Origin of the sequence: Saccharopolyspora sp. 7B, from assembly GCF_020177435.1 — a bacterium.
Taxonomy (GTDB): Bacteria; Actinomycetota; Actinomycetes; order Mycobacteriales; family Pseudonocardiaceae; genus Saccharopolyspora_C; species Saccharopolyspora_C gregorii.
Genome location: NZ_JAIUKC010000014.1, coordinates 1 through 16,963 on the forward strand (window position 1 = coordinate 1; position 16,963 = coordinate 16,963).

At 70.6% G+C, this 16,963-nt stretch carries 11 protein-coding genes; 1 reads left to right on the forward strand and 10 read right to left on the reverse strand.

Annotated features, from left to right (window positions below; translation table 11 throughout):
• Nucleotides 1-104: 104 nt before the first annotated feature.
• Nucleotides 105-3,587, reverse strand: a complete 3,483-nt coding sequence (rpoB, locus tag LCD33_RS02520; protein ID WP_224956687.1) for a DNA-directed RNA polymerase subunit beta — start codon at nucleotides 3,585-3,587, stop codon at nucleotides 105-107.
• 748 nt (nucleotides 3,588-4,335) lie between these two features.
• On the opposite strand from rpoB, the gene LCD33_RS02525 reads away from it, so the two are divergent.
• Nucleotides 4,336-7,503: a CHAT domain-containing protein gene (locus tag LCD33_RS02525; RefSeq protein WP_224967145.1), complete on the forward strand. Its 3,168-nt coding sequence runs from the start codon at nucleotides 4,336-4,338 to the stop codon at nucleotides 7,501-7,503.
• 71 nt (nucleotides 7,504-7,574) lie between these two features.
• Here the strand turns inward: LCD33_RS02525 and LCD33_RS02530 are convergent, their stop codons facing one another.
• Genes LCD33_RS02530 through LCD33_RS02570 form a run of 9 tightly spaced genes read right to left on the reverse strand, consistent with a single transcriptional unit; the run spans nucleotide 7,575 to nucleotide 16,949 of the window.
• Nucleotides 7,575-8,609, reverse strand: coding sequence for a hypothetical protein (locus LCD33_RS02530; RefSeq protein ID WP_224977471.1), 1,035 nt, complete (start codon nucleotides 8,607-8,609; stop codon nucleotides 7,575-7,577).
• Between the two features lie 46 nt (nucleotides 8,610-8,655).
• Nucleotides 8,656-9,210, reverse strand: coding sequence for a hypothetical protein (locus tag LCD33_RS02535; protein WP_224956690.1), 555 nt, complete (start codon nucleotides 9,208-9,210; stop codon nucleotides 8,656-8,658).
• Between the two features lie 35 nt (nucleotides 9,211-9,245).
• Entirely contained in the window at nucleotides 9,246-10,352 is a 1,107-nt protein-coding gene (locus LCD33_RS02540; RefSeq protein ID WP_224956691.1) for an MlaD family protein, read from the reverse strand.
• Nucleotides 10,352-11,548 (reverse strand): MCE family protein, encoded by a 1,197-nt coding sequence (locus tag LCD33_RS02545; RefSeq protein WP_374228405.1) that lies wholly within the window; start codon nucleotides 11,546-11,548, stop codon nucleotides 10,352-10,354. Before LCD33_RS02545 ends, LCD33_RS02540 begins: the two co-directional genes overlap by 1 nt.
• On the reverse strand, nucleotides 11,548-12,771 hold the full coding sequence (locus LCD33_RS02550) for an MCE family protein (RefSeq protein ID WP_224956693.1): 1,224 nt from the start codon (nucleotides 12,769-12,771) through the stop codon (nucleotides 11,548-11,550). Before LCD33_RS02550 ends, LCD33_RS02545 begins: the two co-directional genes overlap by 1 nt.
• Nucleotides 12,768-13,748 carry an MCE family protein gene (locus LCD33_RS02555; protein WP_224967148.1) on the reverse strand — a complete coding sequence of 327 codons (981 nt, stop codon included), beginning with the start codon at nucleotides 13,746-13,748 and terminating at the stop codon, nucleotides 12,768-12,770. Before LCD33_RS02555 ends, LCD33_RS02550 begins: the two co-directional genes overlap by 4 nt.
• On the reverse strand, nucleotides 13,745-14,770 hold the full coding sequence (locus LCD33_RS02560) for an MCE family protein (protein ID WP_224956697.1): 1,026 nt from the start codon (nucleotides 14,768-14,770) through the stop codon (nucleotides 13,745-13,747). The genes LCD33_RS02555 and LCD33_RS02560 overlap by 4 nt, the downstream gene beginning before the upstream one ends.
• Nucleotides 14,767-16,122, reverse strand: coding sequence for an MCE family protein (locus LCD33_RS02565; RefSeq protein WP_224967149.1), 1,356 nt, complete (start codon nucleotides 16,120-16,122; stop codon nucleotides 14,767-14,769). Before LCD33_RS02565 ends, LCD33_RS02560 begins: the two co-directional genes overlap by 4 nt.
• Nucleotides 16,119-16,949 (reverse strand): MlaE family ABC transporter permease, encoded by an 831-nt coding sequence (locus LCD33_RS02570; RefSeq protein ID WP_373690092.1) that lies wholly within the window; start codon nucleotides 16,947-16,949, stop codon nucleotides 16,119-16,121. Before LCD33_RS02570 ends, LCD33_RS02565 begins: the two co-directional genes overlap by 4 nt.
• Between the last annotated feature and the right edge of the window lie 14 nt (nucleotides 16,950-16,963).

Consider the following 16,963-nt stretch of genomic DNA (forward strand, 5'->3'; position numbering starts at 1 on the left):
CGCCCCCCCCCCCCCGGGCGGCGGCGCCTGGCGGCGGGCCGGGGGGGGGGCCCGCCCCCCCCCCCCCCCCCCCCCCCCCCCCCCCCCCCCCCCCCGCGGCGAGGTCACTGAACGACGTCGTCCACCGAGGGGGACTCGTTCCGGGACAGGTTGATGCCGAGGTTCGCCGCGGCACGCTCCAGGTCCTCGTCGTCTCCGTCGCGCATCTCGATGGCAGCACCGTCCGTGGAGAGCACCTCCACGTTCAAGCACAGCGACTGCAGCTCCTTGAGGAGCACCTTGAACGACTCCGGGATACCCGGGTCCGGGATGTTCTCGCCCTTGACGATCGCCTCGTACACCTTCACGCGGCCGATGACGTCGTCGGACTTGATCGTCAGCAGCTCCTGCAGGGTGTACGCGGCACCGTAGGCCTGCATGGCCCAGCACTCCATCTCACCGAAGCGCTGACCACCGAACTGCGCCTTACCGCCCAGCGGCTGCTGGGTGATCATCGAGTACGGGCCGGTCGACCGGGCGTGGATCTTGTCGTCCACCAGGTGCGACAGCTTCAGGATGTACATGTAGCCGAGGGCCACCGGGTACGGGTACGGCTCCCCGCTGCGGCCGTCGAACAGCTGCGCCTTGCCGTTGGCCTTGACCATCCGCTCACCGTCGCGGTTCGGCAGGGTGGAGCCGAGCAGGCCGGTGATCTCCTCCTCGCGGGCACCGTCGAAGACGGGGCTGGCGGTGTTGGTGCCGGCCTCCACCTCGTAGAGGTCCGCGGGCAGGCGCTTGGCCCAGTCCGGGTCGCCGTCGATGGACCAGCCCTGCGAGGCGATCCACCCGAGGTGGGTCTCCAGCACCTGACCGATGTTCATCCGTCGCGGCACACCGTGGGTGTTCAGGATGATGTCGACCGGGGTGCCGTCCTCGGTGAACGGCATGTCCTCGATCGGCAGGATCTTGCCGATGACGCCCTTGTTGCCGTGCCGGCCGGCGAGCTTGTCGCCGTCCTGGATCTTGCGCTTCTGCGCCACGTAGACGCGGACCAGCTCGTTGACGCCCGGGGGCAGCTCGTCGTCCTCGTCGCGGTTGAAGACGCGGACGCCGATGACCTTGCCGGTCTCGCCGTGCGGCACCTTCAGCGAGGTGTCGCGGACTTCGCGGGCCTTCTCGCCGAAGATCGCGCGCAGCAGCCGCTCCTCCGGGGTCAGCTCGGTCTCGCCCTTCGGCGTGACCTTGCCGACCAGGATGTCGCCGCCCTGCACCTCGGCACCGATGCGGATGATGCCGCGCTCGTCGAGGTCGGCCAGCACGTCCTCGGAGACGTTCGGGATGTCCCGGGTGATCTCCTCGGCACCGAGCTTGGTGTCGCGGGCGTCGACCTCGTGCTCCTCGATGTGGATCGAGGTGAGCACGTCGTCCTGCACCAGGCGCTGGGACAGGATGATCGCGTCTTCGTAGTTGTGCCCCTCCCACGGCATGATGGCCACGCGCAGGTTCTTGCCCAGCGCCATCTCGCCGTTCTGGGTGCACGGCCCGTCCGCGATGACCTGACCGACCTCGACGCGATCGCCTTCGTTCACGATCGGCTTCTGGTTGGTGCAGGTGCCGTGGTTCGAGCGGTTGAACTTCTGCAGCCGGTAGGTGTGCCGGGTGCCGTCGTCGGCCATCACCGTCACGTAGTCGGCGCAGATCTCCTCGATCACACCGGCCTTGTCGGCGGTCACCACGTCACCGGCGTCGACGGCGGCGCGGAGCTCCATGCCGGTGCCGACCAGCGGGGACTCGCTGCGCAGCAGCGGCACCGCCTGGCGCTGCATGTTCGCGCCCATCAGCGCGCGGTTCGCGTCGTCGTGCTCGAGGAACGGGATCATCGCGGTCGCGGCGGAGACCATCTGCCGCGGCGAGACGTCCATGTAGTCGATCTCGGTCGGGGCGAGGAGCTCGACCTCGCCGCCCTTCCGGCGACCCAGCACGCGGTCGTCGAGGAACACGCCGTCGTCGTCGATCGGCGCGTTGGCCTGCGCCTTGACGTAGCGGTCCTCTTCGTCGGCGGTCAGGTAGTCGATCTGGTCGGTGACCCGGCCGTCGACGACCTTGCGGTACGGCGTCTCGATGAAGCCGAACGGGTTGACCCGCGCGAACGTGGCCAGCGAGCCGATCAGGCCGATGTTCGGGCCTTCCGGCGTCTCGATCGGGCACATGCGGCCGTAGTGCGAGGGGTGGACGTCGCGGACCTCCATGCCCGCGCGCTCCCGGGACAGACCGCCCGGACCGAGCGCGGAGAGCCGACGCTTGTGCGTCAGGCCCGCGATCGGGTTGGTCTGGTCCATGAACTGCGACAGCTGCGAGGTGCCGAAGAACTCGCGGATCGCCGCCACCACGGGACGGATGTTGATCAGCGTCTGCGGCGTGATCGCCTCGACGTCCTGGGTGGTCATCCGCTCGCGGACGACGCGCTCCATGCGGGACAGGCCGACGCGGACCTGGTTCTGGATCAGCTCGCCGACGGTGCGCAGGCGGCGGTTGCCGAAGTGGTCGATGTCGTCGACCTCGACCGGCACCTCCAGGTCGCCCTCGCCCATCGAGGTCTCGCCCGCGTGCAGGCGGACCAGGTACTCGATGGTGGTGACGATGTCGTCCTCGGTGAGGACGCCGGAGTCGAACGGCAGCTCCAGGCCCAGCTTCTTGTTGACCTTGTAGCGGCCGACGCGGGCCAGGTCGTAGCGCTTCTCCTTGAAGAACAGGTTCTCCAGGAGGGTCTGCGCGCTCTCCTTGGTCGGCGGTTCGCCCGGGCGCAGCTTGCGGTAGATGTCGAGCAGCGCCTCGTCCTGACCGGCGGTGTGGTCCTTCTCCAGCGTCGCCATCAGCGTCTCGGAGAAGCCGAACCGCTCGCGGATCGCCTCCGCGCTCCAGCCCAGGGCCTTCAGCAGCACCGTCACCGGCTGGCGGCGCTTGCGGTCGATGCGGACACCGACGGTGTCGCGCTTGTCGACGTCGAACTCCAGCCACGCACCGCGGCTGGGAATGATCTTGACGCTGTAGACGTCCTTGTCCGTCGTCTTGTCGACCGAGCTGTCGAAGTAGACGCCGGGCGAGCGCACGAGCTGGGACACCACGACGCGCTCGGTGCCGTTGATGATGAAGGTGCCCTTGTCGGTCATGACCGGGAAGTCACCCATGAACACCGTCTGGCTCTTGATCTCGCCAGTGGTGTGGTTGGTGAACTCCGCCGTGACGAACAGCGGGGCCGCGTAGGTCATGTCCTTGTCCTTGCACTCGTCAACCGAGGCCTTGACCTCGTCGAAGCGCGGATCCGTGAAGGACAGGGACATCGATCCGGAGAAGTCCTCGATCGGGGAGATCTCGCTGAGGACTTCTTCCAGGCCACCGACAGGGCTTTCGTCGCCGGCGTCGACCCGGCGCTGGAACCAGGCCTCGTCGCCGACAAGCCATTCGAAGGACTGGACCTGCAGATCGAGCAGATCAGGTACTTCCAACGGTTCGCGGATGTTCGCGAACGAGACCCGCCTGGGTGCCCCAGCGATCCCCGACGTGTAGTTGGAAGCTGCAGAGACCTTGGTCGCGCGGGAGACTGCCAAGATGCGTCCTTCCGGGACTCTGAACTGGCTACAGCCGCGTCAGGAGGCGTTGGCAACCAGCTAACACGACTGTCAAGGGTGCAATGGCGCCCACGATCCTAGATCCCGTCATGGGGAGGGCGGAAAGAGGGCAGCGCAAAGTAGCAGTCTAGACGCTACGACGCCACCTGTCGAGGGGCCCGCCGACGAACCGTCCCGGAAGTCGTCTGCGGAGCCGCACCTCGCGAGGCCCTGCCCGTGTTGGGAACCAGAGTGAACCCGCCGCCGCCGACAGTCAAGAGATCACGCTCCGATCACCCTCGTGGCGCAAGACACGATCACTACACGTGATCGCCAACAGGCCCGTTCCGCCTGGTCAAGGCTTCACCGAGTGGTAGTTCAGGCGACTTTCCGCCAGGGTCGGCGCCCGCCGGAACCGACCGCTCCGATCGCGCACAGCACTCGGATTCACCGGTTTCCGCCACCGGGGAGCACCCCGGTTCGCCTATGATCCAGAAAGCCGCCGGCGTTGTCGGCCATCTCACGCCGCAGGCCTCCGCCCAGGTGTTCCAGCGGGGAGTGCGGCCGGGAAACGCCGCCCGGCTGACCTCGCAGGGGGTCGCGGTTCGTGCACGGAGCGGGTGCACCGGTCCTCGACTCCCCGCAGCGAACGCACGGGCTATTCGGTACCGGTGAACATCGGTACGGTGAAACGCCCCGCGACGCCGCGACGCTGGTAGTCGTGTGAGCATGCCACAGGAGAATCGGGATGAATGACGATGCGGGTCGGCCGGACGAACTCGCCGACGGGCGAGCGCGTTCGACCGGGGATCAGCAGCGCGCCGATGCCGGAGCGTCGTGGTTCAGCTCCGCGGAGGGCCAGGCCGCGGCGGACCGCTCCGGCGGCCAGGCCCGGCCCGGCGCCCCCGCGGACACCGCCCGAGCGACCGCGCAGGACCGCCCCAGCCCGCAGCAGCGGTACGCCGACGCCATCACCGCGATGAACGCCGTCATCTCCACCCTCGACTTCGAGCAGCTGCCCTGGGTGACCGAGGTGTTCCGCGCGACCGCGGGCGTGCTCGACGACCGCGATCCGGCGCGCGCGGGCGTGCTGAACAACCTCGGCAGCGCCGCCCAGCTGCGGTACTTGCAGAGCAAGCAGGTCGAGGACCTGGAGGACGCGGTCGGCTACTACCGGGACGCCTCGACCGGCGCGCACCAGGACGACCCCGACCTGGTGCTCTACCAGTGCAACCTGGCGCTGGCGCTGACCGAGCTCGCCGTCACCGGGGAGGACCCCGCGCACGCCGCGGAATCGGTGCGCGCGGCCCGGCTGGCCACCGAGCAGACGCCGCGGCGCGATCCGCGGCGGATCATGACCCTGGTCCGGCTGGCGAACGCATTGAAGACGCACGCGCGCCTCGCGGGCGACCCCCGCTCGGACGACGAGTCGATCGACGTGTTCCGGGAGGCGGCGCGGGCGGCCTCCCGCGGCGGGGGCACCGAGGCCGCGGAGCTGCGGATCAACCTGGGTGCCGCGCTGCTGCGCCGCTACCAGCGCAACGGCTCGGCGCAGGACCTGGACGAAGGCATCACGCACCTGCGGCGCGGGGCCGACGGGCTGGCCGACGGGGAGGCGCGCCGGGGAGCGCTGTGCCACCTGGCCAGCGCGTTGCGGCTGCGCTTCGAGCAGGCCGGGGACCTCGCCGACCTGGAGGCGGGCATCGGCGAGCTGATCGGCGTGCTGGGCGTGCTCAGCCCCGGGCACCCGCTGCTCGGGCGCGCTCTGGTGCTGCTGGCCGAATCGACCGCCGAGCACGTGGACAGCACCGGCGAGCCGGGCCCGCTGCGCCGCACGTTGCGCGCCTACGCGGTGAGCGCCCGCGGCATGGCGGCCGAGGACCCCGAGCGGTCGTTCGCGCTCGCCGGCTACGGGGCCTTGCTGCGCAGGCACTTCCTGCACGGCGCGGAGGCCGACGCGCTCGACACCGCGGTCGCCGCCGGGGAGGCGTCGGCCGAGGGATCGCTGGACGGCAAGGTGCTGCACTCGCTGGCGCTGACCCTGCTGACCCGCTACGAGAACACCGCGGACGAGGACGACCTGGACCGCGCCAAGCAGGTGTGCGACCAAGCGGCCACCGCGCCCGAGACCCCGCAGCACCTGGCGTGGGCGCAGCTCGGCGTGATCGCCGCGCACCGGTTCCGCCGCACCACCCGCACCGGCGAGTTGGAAGCCGCCGTGGAGTGGTTCGACCGCGCGCTGGAGGCGATGTCCGCCGACGCGCCGGAGCGGGCCGCCGTGGCCACCCACCTGGGCCGGGCCCTGCAGTCGCTGCACCAGCGCACCGGCAGGCGCCGGTTCTACCGCTGGGCGCGGCGGGTGCTCGCCGAGGCCGCCGCGCAGCCGTCCGCACCCGCCGATCAGCGGCTGCGGGCCGCGAGCCTGAACGGCAGGCTCGCCGCGGGTGCCCAGCGCTGGTCGGAGGCGGTGGAGTCATTCACCACGGCGGTGGAACTGCTGCCGCTGGTCACCCGGGCGAAGCGGGCGGTGGCCGCCCCCGCGATGCAGCAGCGGTGGGCGCGGATCGCCGCGGACGCGGCCGCGTGCGCGGTGGAGAACGGCGAACCGGAGCGCGCCGTGGAGCTGCTGGAACACGGCCACGCCGCGCTGCTGTCGGACTTCCTGCCCGCGGGCGGCGAGCTCGGTGCGCTGCACCGCGACCACCCGGAGCTCGCCGACGAAGCCGTCCGGCTTCGCCGGCTGCTGGACCGGCCACCGGGCGAGCCCGCGCTCACCGACCCGGCGGAGGGCGGCGCGCTGCGCGCCCGGCTGGTCGACGCATGGGAAGACCTGCTGCGCGAGGTGCGCTCCGATCCGGCGCACGCGAACCACCTGCGGTTGCGCCCGTTCGCCGACCTCGCCGGGGAGGGCGAGGAGGGCTCGGTGGTGCTGGTCAACCTGAGCCGGTACCGCTCGGACGCGCTGGTGCTGGTCGCGGGCCGGGTGCTGACCGTCCCGCTGCCGGGCGCGGGCCCGGAGGCGGCCGCCGAGCAGGCCAGGGCCGGGTTAGGCGTGACCGACCAGCGCGATCAGCGCGCGCTGCTGGAGGCGCTGGACTGGGCGTGGCACAACGTCACCCGCCCGGTGCTGGACCGGATGGGATACGTGCAGCCGCCGGCGGAGGGCCAGCGCTGGCCGCGGCTGTGGTGGTGCGTGCTGGGGCCGCTGGGCTTCCTGCCGCTGCACGCGGCCGCGGCGCGGGACGGGGCGAGCACCCTGGACCGGGTGGTGTCCTCGTACGCCCCGACGCTGGGCGCGTTGAACGAGACCCGGCACCGGCCGGTCCCGGACCAGGGCCGGGCGCTGGTGGCGGCGGACTCGCTGGAGCCGGGCGCGCGGGAGCTGCCCAGGGAGAACCAGATCCTCGCCCGTTACTGGCCGGACGCGGAGGTGCTGTCCCCGGCGACGACGTCGGCCACGGAGCTGCAGCAGCTGCTGCCCGGCGCGGCGTGGGTGCACGTGTGCGAACCGAGCGCCCAGTACCCGGCGCAGCCCGCGGCCGGACTGGTGCTGGACCGGGAACCGCCGCAGCGGGGGCTGGGGCTGGTCGAGATGGGCCAGCTGGGCCTGCACCAGACGGAGTTCGGCTACCTGGGCCGCTGCTCGACCTTCGTGGACGCCCCGTCGGCGGCGGCGGTGCCGCTGGCGACGGCCCTGGGCTTCGCGGGCTTCGCGCACGTCATCGGCTCGTTGTGGGAGGTCGACGAGGAGTGCGCGCTGGAGGTGCACTCGGAGGTCTACGAGGCGGTGTTCGGCGCGGAGGAGTTCGACACCGGCCGTTCCTCGCACGCCCTGCACGACGTGGCCCGGCGGCTGCGCGCCGAGTTCCCGGACATGCCGTCGCGCTGGTCGGCGCACCTGCACGTCGGGCCCTGATCGCGCTAGCCCAGACCGGCGGCCAGCCCAGATCGGCGAGCGCACCGGTGCGGGGCGCTCGCCGCGGGCGGTCAGTGCTGGCTGATGTTCGCGATCTTCCACTGGTCGCCGTGCCGCTCCGCGCTGATGACGACCTGCGCGGGCCCGACCGACGGTTCGCCGCCGATGTCGGTGCGGGTGGCGTTCTGGTCCACGAACAGCAGCACCTCGGCGCGGTCGCCTTCCAACCGGGTGACGCTGCTGGCCTTGACCGTGGTGGTGACGACCAGCTTCTGGATGGGCGCCTGCTGCTTGACGGTGGTGAACAGCTGCTCGTACTCACCGACGGCGCGGCCGACGAGCAGGTCCTTCGCCGCGCGCTCGGTCTTGCCGGTGTCGGCGAAGTCGTAGGAGAAGATCTTCTCGACGCCGTCGGTGATCTGCCCGTTCACCTCGCTGGTGCCTGCCTGGTCGGCGAGCGCCCGATTGCCGTAGAACGCGCCGTAGGCCTCGACGCCGAACCAGGTCGCGAGTCCGGCGAGCACGACGGTCACCGCGAGCAGGGCGGCGACGAGCCCGGTGTTCCGGCTCCGCTCGGCGTCGGCGCCGCCGTGCTCATCGGTGGGCTGGTCCGCTCCGGGCTCGGCCGCGCCGGACGGGTCGGCGGGTTCGGTGCCGGTCCGGTCGTCGGCGGGCAGGTCGGCGACGGCGTGGAAGCGCTGCTCGGTCCCGTCGGAGTCCGCTTCCCCGGAATCGTCCGGTTCGAGGGCGTCGCCGGTGCCTGCGGGCTCGCCCTCCGAGGCGGCCGTGGAGGACGCGGACCGAGCGGTCTCCTCGTCGGCGGCACCGGATTCCTGGTCAGCAGCAACGGAATCCTGGTCGTCGGCACCGTCCTGCTCGACCGCAGCAGCCCGGTCACCGGCGGCCTCCCGCCCGGCCTCCGCGGCGGACTCCCGTCCACCGGACGTCGAACCGTCCACATCGGACGATTCGGCACCCGCCGGCGTCGCCTCCTCCTCCGGCCGGTTCAACCCGATCCGCGAACCGGAGTTCTGCGAACCGGTGCGGTTGCGCTGACCGGCGACGCGCCGCCGCGACGTCGATCCGGGACGACGGGGATGGGGCACGGGAACCACTCCTAGTGCGTACGGGTTCGGCGGCTTGCTCGGGGGATCAGCCGACCGCGACGGGGCCGAGGACGCTGAGCTTCCAGTCCTGGCCCTCGCGGGTCAGTTCGGCCTGGTACCGGCTGCGCTTCTCGGCGGGCTGCTGGCCTTCCGGGGTGACGGTCACCTTCACCACCGCGATCATGCGGGCCTTGCCCGCGCGGTCGTTGAGCTCGGTGAGCCCGGCGGAGAGGACTTCCGCCTTGGTGACCGTCTTGGCCTGCGTGATGCTGTCGGCGTACTGCTGCCGCCCGCGCACCACGTCCTCGTGCAGCGGGCCGGTGGAGGACCGCTCCCACAGGTCGAGCCCGGGCTGCACGTCGCGGAAGTCCAGCGTGTTGAAGTTGATGATCGCCTGGGTGCCCGCCTGCAGCGCGTCGTCCCGTTCGGCCGCGTAGGCGGCGTTGCCGTTGCTGGCGGCGACGGCCCAGGTGATGCCGGTGACCAGGGCGGCCACCACGGCGACGGCCAGCGCGATTCCCGAGACCAGCACGGGCCACGGTCGTCTCGCGGTCGGGCGGTTCTCGGTCTCCGGGCCGGGTTCGGCCGCGTTCTCGGTCATCGGCTCACCTCGTTTCGCGGTGCCGTCGGGCTGGCTCACTGTCCGGGGGCGTTCTGAGCGCCGCGCACGTTGATCGGGCTGCCCGGCGGCTCCGCACAGTGTGCATCAGTGTTCAGCGGTGTCGGCGCCAGGTCGTTGCCCGCACGCTTCTGGGTCGCTTCGTAACCGGCCGTGCACGGCAGCGGGTCGAAGATGTTCAGCGCCAGCCCGAAGTGGGCGGTGCCGTCGCCGGGCACCACGCTGTAGCCGCCAGCGGAGACCATCGGGTAGGTGACCAGCAGCTGCTCGATCCCGTCGGTGTTCGCGGCGAGCAGGTCGGTGGTGCTGGTGAGGTTCCGCACCAGGGTGCCGAGCTGCGGCCCGGTCTCGTTGAGCAGCCCGCTGACCTGGCGCGCGGCGGGCGGCGCCTGCTTGATCAGGTTGCGGATGTCCGGGTCGGAGCTGCGCAGCTGCTCGGCCAGCAACCGCAGGTCGGAGCTGTAGGAGCGGATCGCGGAGCCCTGCTCGTTCTGGGTGGCGAGCACGGTGGTGCCGTCCTCCAGCAGCTTCCGGGTCTGCGGCAGGTGCTGCTGAGCTTCGGTGGTGAACTCGCGCGTGGTGTCGAGCACCCGCTGCAGGTTGCCGCCGTTGTTGCGGAACGCGGTGCCGAGCTCGTCGACGACGGTCCGCAGCGAGTCCGGGGGCACCGACTTGGAGAAGTCGTCCAGGTTGGTCATGAGCTCTTCGACCGGCAGCGGCGTGCTGGTGGCCTGCCGCTCGATGACCGACCCGTCCTTCAGGTACGGCCCGGAGCCGGTCCGGGGCCGCAGGTCGACGTACTGCTCGCCGACGGCGGACCGGTTGGTGACGACGGCGTCCACGTCCCGCGGGATGCGGTCGTGGCCCGCGTCGATGTCCAAGGGCACTTCGATGCCGTCGGAGGTCAGCTTCATCTCCCCGACGCGTCCGATGGGCACGCCCCGGTAGGTGACCTCGGCGTTGTCGAAGATGCCGCCGGAATCGGCGAGGTTCATGGTCACCACGTAGCCGCGGGGGCCGAGCAGCCGGTCCAGCCCGGCGTAGCGGGCGCCCGCGTAACCGATGCCGACGAACGCGATCACCACGAACGCGATGACCTGCAGGCGGGTTTTGCGCGTGAGCATCAGTCATCGCCTCCGAACAGGAAGTCGAGCAGCCCGCCGTCCTTCTCGTCCGGTTCGGTGCTCGGCTCGGTGGACGTCTCCGGGGGCGGCTGCGGGGCCGTGGTGCCGGGCTGGGGCTGCGGTTGCAGCGGCAGCGGCGGGGCGCCGGGCAGCTGGACCAGCGGCTGCCGGGAGCGGCCGATGTTGCCGAGGATGTTGGTGAGGTTGAGGTCCGCGTCGATGTACAGGTTGGTGTAGTCGCCCTTGATGCCCTGCACGGCGCCGTCGGTGAACGGGTAGGTCAGCAGGATCTCGAAGGACTTCGGCAGGTCGTCGCCCGCGGCTTCGAGCTGCGCGAGCGTCGGCTGCAGCGCCTGCAGGTTGTGCACCAGGTCGTCCTGGCTGCGGTTGACCACGTCGGTGGCGACCCCGGAGAGCTCGTCCAGCGACTGCAGCATGGTGACCAGCTGGGTCCGCTGGTCGTTGAGCACCTTCAGCCCGGGTTCGAGGTCGCGCAGCGCGGTGTCGATGTTGCCGCGCTGCGCGTCGAGGCTGGCGGAGAGCCGGTTGACGCTGTCCAGCGCGCGGGTGATGTCGTCGCGCTGCGCGTCGAGCCCGGCGACGAGTTCGTCGAGGTTTCCGAGCAGGCTGCGGGCGTCGGCCTCCCGCCCGTCGAGGGCGGTGTTGAGCTCGCGGGTGATGTTCTGCAGCTGGGCGACGCCGCCGCCGTTGAGCAGCAGGGACAGCGCACCGAGGACTTCTTCGACCTCGGGGTTGCGGCCGCTGCGGTCCAGACTGATCACGTCGCCGTTGATGAGCCGGCCCTGCGGTGCTTCCGGTGCGGGCGGCGCGGCGAGTTCGACGTACTTCTCGCCGAGCAGGCTGGACTGGCGGAGCCGGGCGATGGCGTTGCCGGGCAGCTTCACGTCCCGGTTGACCTCCAGAACGGCTTCGGCGTCCCAGGAGCCGTCGGCGAGCCCGATCGTGCTGACCCGCCCGACGGGCACGTCGTTGACCCGCACCCCGGCGTTGGGCACCAGGTCGAGCACGTCGTCGAAGCGCACCTTCACCCGGTAGGGCTTGTCGCCGAGGTCGGCGCCACCGGGCAGGGGTAAGCCGGAGACGCCGGTGAACCCGCAGCCGCTCACCAGCACGAGCGCGCTGGTGGCGAGGGCGAGGACCTTCCCGGCACGGCCGGCCGGGGTTGCACGGCCGATCACTGGCCACCTCCGGTGACGAGCGGGGTGCCGACGCCGCCGAGCGGCAGCGCCGGGTCGCCGGTGGCCGCGCCGTTCTGCTGCGCGGGCGGGTTGCCCTGCGCCTGCGAGAGCAGGTCGGCGATGCTGGTGAACGGCAGGATCCCGTCCAGCACCGGCTGGATCGCGTTGCACGCGTCGAGCACGTTGTCCGGCAGTTGCAGCGGGGTTCCGGCGGTGGGCTGGCGGACGAGCTTGCACACCCCCACCAGCGGCGGCTCGTTCAGCTCGTTGATGACCGCGCGGGTGTCGAGGGTCCCGGAGGCGGCGTTGTAGGAGTTCTGCAGGTTGCCCAGCGCCAGCGGCGCGTCCCGCAGCGATTCGGACAGGGCCGCCTTCTGGTTCACCAGCACTTGGGCGACGCCGTTGAGCTGGTCCACGTTGGACTTGAGCTGCCCGCGGTTCTCCCGCACGAACTGCTCGACCTTGCCGAGCGCGACGGCGAGTTCGGCGAAGGACGCGCCGAGGTCCTCCCGCTCCCCCGCCAGCAACGAGCTGACGTCCTGCATCTGGGTGTTGAACCGGCGCACCTGCTCGTCGTTGTCGTTGAGCATGGTGGTGAACCGCTGCAGGTTGTCGACGGTGGCGAACAGGTCCTTGCTGCTGCCGGAGAGCGTGCTGCCCGCCTGGCCGAGGTGCTGCAGCGTGTCGGCGAGCGCCTGGCCGTTGCCGTCGAGGTTGGCGGCACCGGTGTCGAGCAGCCGGGTCAGCGCCCCGTCCTTGTTCGCGCCGTCCGGCCCGAGCGCCGCGGTGATGTCGTTGAGGCTGCGGTACACCTCGTCGAGCTCGACGGGGGTGGCGGTGCGCTCCTTCGGGATGACGGCGCCGTCGGCTAGCTTCGGCCCTCCCTTGTAGACCGGGGCGAGCTGCACGTACCGGTCGCTGACGACGCTCGGCGAGACGAGCACCGCGTTCACCTCGGCGGGCACGTCCACGTCGCGGTCCAGCGACATGGTGACCTTCACGGTCTGCCCGTGCGGTTCGACCTGGTCGACGGTGCCCATCGGGACGCCGAGCATCCGCACGTCCCCACCGGGGTAGACGCCGACCGCGGCGGAGAAGTAGGCGGTGACGCGCTTCTCGTTCGCCCCGTAGAACAGCCACCACACGGCACCGGTGGCCAGCAGCGCCACCGCGCAGGCGATCGCGATCATGCTGGTGAGGGGTGGTTTCCGGGTGCTCATGGCTTGCAGCCCTCCGGGTTGATCGGGCCGACGCTGGGCGGCAGCAGACCGCAGATGTAGGTGTCGAACCAGCGGCCGGTGCCGAGCACGTTCGAGAACACCCGGGTGAACGGGCCGAACGCCTCGATGCTGCGGTCGAGGTTGTCCTGGTTGCGCTGCAGCATCTTGGTGACCTTGTCCAGCTGGGCCAGGGTCGGTCCGAGCTGCGCCTGGTTGTCGTCGACGAGTCCGCTCAGCTGGGCGGAGAGGGCCCGGGTGCCGTCGAGCAGCGAGCTGATCTGGTCGCGCCGCTCGCGGACCTCCTGCAGCAGCAGGTTCCCGTCGGCGAGCAGCTTCTCGAACTCGGCGTTGCGGTCGGCGACGGTGCGGGAGACGTTCGCGGTGTTCGCCAGCAGCTCCTTGAGCTGCTGGTCGCGGGAGGAGATGGTCTGCGACAGCGCGGACAGCCCGTTGAGCGCGCCGCGCACGTCGTCGGGGGTGTCGGAGAACGTGTCGGACAGCGTCTGGAAGCTCTCGGCGAGCTGCTCGGTGTCGATGCTGCCGACGGTGCGCTGCAGGCCGCTGAACGCCTCGATCACGTCGTAGGGAGCCATGGTCCGGTTCAGCGGGATCGGGTCCGAACCGGACTGCTCGCGGTCACCGCGCGGATCCAGCGCCAGGTACTTCTGCCCCAGCAAGGTCTTGATCTTGATGGCGGCGGTGGTGTTGTTCCCGATCCAGGTGTCCTTGACCCGGAACGAGACGGCCACGTGGTCGCCTTCGAGCTCGACGGAGCTGACGGTGCCGACCTTCACCCCGGCCACCCGGACCTCGTTGTCCGGCATCAGCCCGGCGGCCTCGCTGAAGTTCGCCTGGTAGCTGGTGCCGCTGATCAGCGGCAGCCGCTCGAAGTTCATCGCGATGACGAACCCGATCAGCAGCACCAGCAGGCCGGCGATGCCGATCTTCAGCGGATCGCGTTTCTGGAAAGACGTCATCCTTGGCACCTCGGCTGGGTCACGGGCATCAGCGGCAGCGGGATGTTGACGTCGCCGATGCCGACCTTCCCGGACAGCCCGCACAGGAAGAAGTTGAACCAGGCGCCGTGCGTACCGGTGCGCGTGATCGTCTCCAGCTTGTCGGGCATGTTCTGGAGGGTCCGCTCGGTGATGTCCTCGTTGTCGTTGAGGTTCTTGGACAGCTCGCCGAGCCCGGCGATGTCCTGCTGCAGCGGCGGTCGCGCCTCGGTCAGCAGGCCGGCGGTGGTGTTGGTGAGCCCGTCCAGCGCGCCCACCGCGTCCCCGATGGACTCGCGGTCCTCGGACAGCCCGGACACGACCTGCTGGAGCTGCACGATCAGGCCGGACAGCTGGTCGTCGCGGGCGTTGACGGTGCCGAGCACGTTGTTCAGGTTGGTGACGACCTCGCCGATCACCTGGTCCTTCGCGGCGAGCGTGGAGGTCAGCGACGCGGTGTGCGACAGCAGGCTCTGCACCGTGCCGCCCTCGCCCTGCAGGACCTGGATGATCTCGTAGGACAACTTGTTCACGTCGTCCGGCGACAGCGCCTGGAACAGCGGTTTGAACCCGCCGAGCAGCACCGTGAGGTCCAGCGCCGGTTTGGTCTGGGCGAGCGGGATGGTGCCGCCCGCGGGCAGGTAGTCGTTCGGCGCGCCCGCGCCCTGCTCCAGCGCCACGTAGCGCTGCCCCACCAGGTTCCGGTACTTGATCGTCGCCCGGACCGACTTGGGCAGCTTGCGCTCCGAGACGCTGAACTCGACCTCGGCGGTCCGCCGGTCCACCACCTGCACGTCCTCGACCTGGCCGACCTTGACGCCGGAGATGCGGACCTCGTCGCCCACGTTGAGGGCGGTCGCGTCGGTAAACCGGGCCTTGTAGTTCTCCGCGGACCGCAGGTCGTTGTTCGCGATGGTGATCACCAGGACCCCGGTCGCCAGCAACGTGACGAGCACGAAGATGCCGAACTTGACCAGGGGGCCGAAGACGCCGCGCGCGTTCACCGGTAGCTCACCTCCGCTCCGCGCAGGACCGGGCCCACCAGCAGCGAACCCCAGCCGGGCACGTTCTGGGCGGGCTCACCGATCGTGGGTGCCAGCACCGTCGAGACCATGTCCCGTTCGGCCGGCGAGTTCTGCACTCCGAGGTCGTCGGAGGCGGGCGCCGCCTGCGGCGTGGTGCTCGCGGGAGCACCGCCGCTGGGCAGCAGGCCGTCGTTGCCGGTGCGGGACGCCGGCGGCGGCACCGAACCGTCGTTGAGCGGGCCGTCCGGCGGGTACTGCGGGAAGGGCTTGGGGCCGTTCACGAAGTCGTAGCAGCGCGGGCCGCGCTTGTCGCCGTACACCGGCTCGTCCTGGTTCGGGACGTACTTGCCGCGGTTCGGCACGATCTCCAGCGTGATGTGCAGGCCCGGTTCCTCCGTGCCCACGCCGAACGCCTGGTCGATCAGCGGCACGTAGTCGGCCATGCCCTTGAGGAAGCAGGGGAACGCCGGGGAGTACTTCGCGAACACGTCCGCGGTGGGCCGCGCCGACTCGCCGAGCCGGATCAGGTCGTCGCCGTTGGCTTCGAGGAACCCGGTGGCGTCGTTCGACGTGGTCGTCAGCTGGGAGGTGAGTCTGCGCAGGTTCTCCTGCTGGTCCACCAACGTCCGCGAGGTCTGCGACAGATCACCCAGCGCCGCCAGCACGTCCGGCGCCGCCTGCTCGTAGGTCTCCGCCACCCCGACCAGCTGCCGCAGGTTCTCCTGCAACTGCGGCACCGACGGGTTCAACCCCGCCACGTACTCGTTCAACCGCGAGATCGTGTCCCCGATCGACTCACCACGACCGTCCAACGCCTGGCTCAACGAATTCAACGTCACCGCCAGATCGTCCGGGTGGATCGCCTCCAGCACCGGCATCGTGTCCGCCAGCACCGTCTCCAACTCCACCGACGCCCGCGTCCGATCCTGCGAGATCACATCACCCGAAGCCAACCGCACCGACGACGCCCGCTCCGGCACGTCCAACGACACGTACCGCTCCCCGAACAACGTCCGCGGCAACAACCGCGCCGACACGTTCGACGGCAACAACCGCGCCTTCTCCGGCTCCAACGCCAAGTGCAACTCCGCACCGCCGTCGACAGGCCGCACCTCGGAGACCCGGCCGATGATCATGCCGCGGGCTTTGACGTCCGAGTCCGGCATCAGCTGGTTCCCGGTGGACGCCGCCTTCAGCACCACGTTCACAGTGGACTCGAAGGCCCGCTGGTAGGTGGCGATCGAGAACGCCAGGAACAGCACGATGACCATCAGCAGCGCCAGGCCGAGCAGCCTGCGCCGCACCGTGAGCAGTGCCGTGCGAGTACTCATCCCGTGATCCGAACCGTCGTCGTGGTGCCCCAGATCGCGAGGCTGAGGAAGAAGTCGAGCAGGGCCGTCGTCACGATCGCGGTGCGCACCGCGCGCCCCACCGCGACGCCGACGCCCGCCGGACCGCCGCTGGCCCGGTAGCCGTAGTAGCAGTGCGTCATGATCACCACGACGCTGAAGACCAGCACCTTCCCGAAGGACCACAGCACGTCCTCCGGTGGGAGGAACAGGTTGAAGTAGTGGTCGTAGGTGCCCGCCGACTGCCCGTACAGCTGCACCGTCACCGTCCGCGCCGCCAGGTACGAGGTGAGCAGCCCCAGCACGTACAGCGGCACCACCGCCACGAACCCGGCCATCACCCGGGTCGTCACCAGGTACGGCAGGCTCGGCACGCCCATGACCTCCAGCGCGTCGATCTCGTCGGAGATCCGCATCGCGCCGAGCTGCGCGGTGAACCCGGACCCGACCGTCGCCGACAGCGCCAGCCCGGCGACCAGCGGCGCGATCTCGCGGGTGTTGAAGTAGGCCGAGACGAACCCGGCGAACGCCGAGGTGCCCAGCTGGTTCAGCGCCGCGTAGCCCTGCAGGCCCACCACGGTGCCGGTGAACAGCGTCATGCCGATCATCACGCCGACCGTGCCGCCGATCACCGCGAGCGCCCCGCTACCGAAGCTGACCTCGGTCAGCAGCCGCAGCGTCTCCTTGGCGTAGCGGGTGACGGACTTCGGGATCCAGCCCAGCGTCCGCAGGTAGAACGACATCTGGTCGCCCAGATCGTCGAGCATCTGAAGTGGCCGTCGAGCCACGCTCTTCACGCGCTGCGTCATCGTCGTCATGCCCG

Coding starts and splice junctions, on each gene's coding strand:
- LCD33_RS02535 (WP_224956690.1), bottom strand. CDS start 9,210: ATGACCGAGAACGCGGCCGAACCCGGCCCGGAGACCGAGAACCGCCCG.
- LCD33_RS02555 (WP_224967148.1), bottom strand. CDS start 13,748: ATGACGTCTTTCCAGAAACGCGATCCGCTGAAGATCGGCATCGCCGGC.
- LCD33_RS02565 (WP_224967149.1), bottom strand. CDS start 16,122: ATGAGTACTCGCACGGCACTGCTCACGGTGCGGCGCAGGCTGCTCGGC.
- LCD33_RS02525 (WP_224967145.1), top strand. CDS start 4,336: ATGAATGACGATGCGGGTCGGCCGGACGAACTCGCCGACGGGCGAGCG.
- LCD33_RS02540 (WP_224956691.1), bottom strand. CDS start 10,352: ATGCTCACGCGCAAAACCCGCCTGCAGGTCATCGCGTTCGTGGTGATC.
- LCD33_RS02550 (WP_224956693.1), bottom strand. CDS start 12,771: ATGAGCACCCGGAAACCACCCCTCACCAGCATGATCGCGATCGCCTGC.
- LCD33_RS02570 (WP_373690092.1), bottom strand. CDS start 16,949: ATGACGCAGCGCGTGAAGAGCGTGGCTCGACGGCCACTTCAGATGCTC.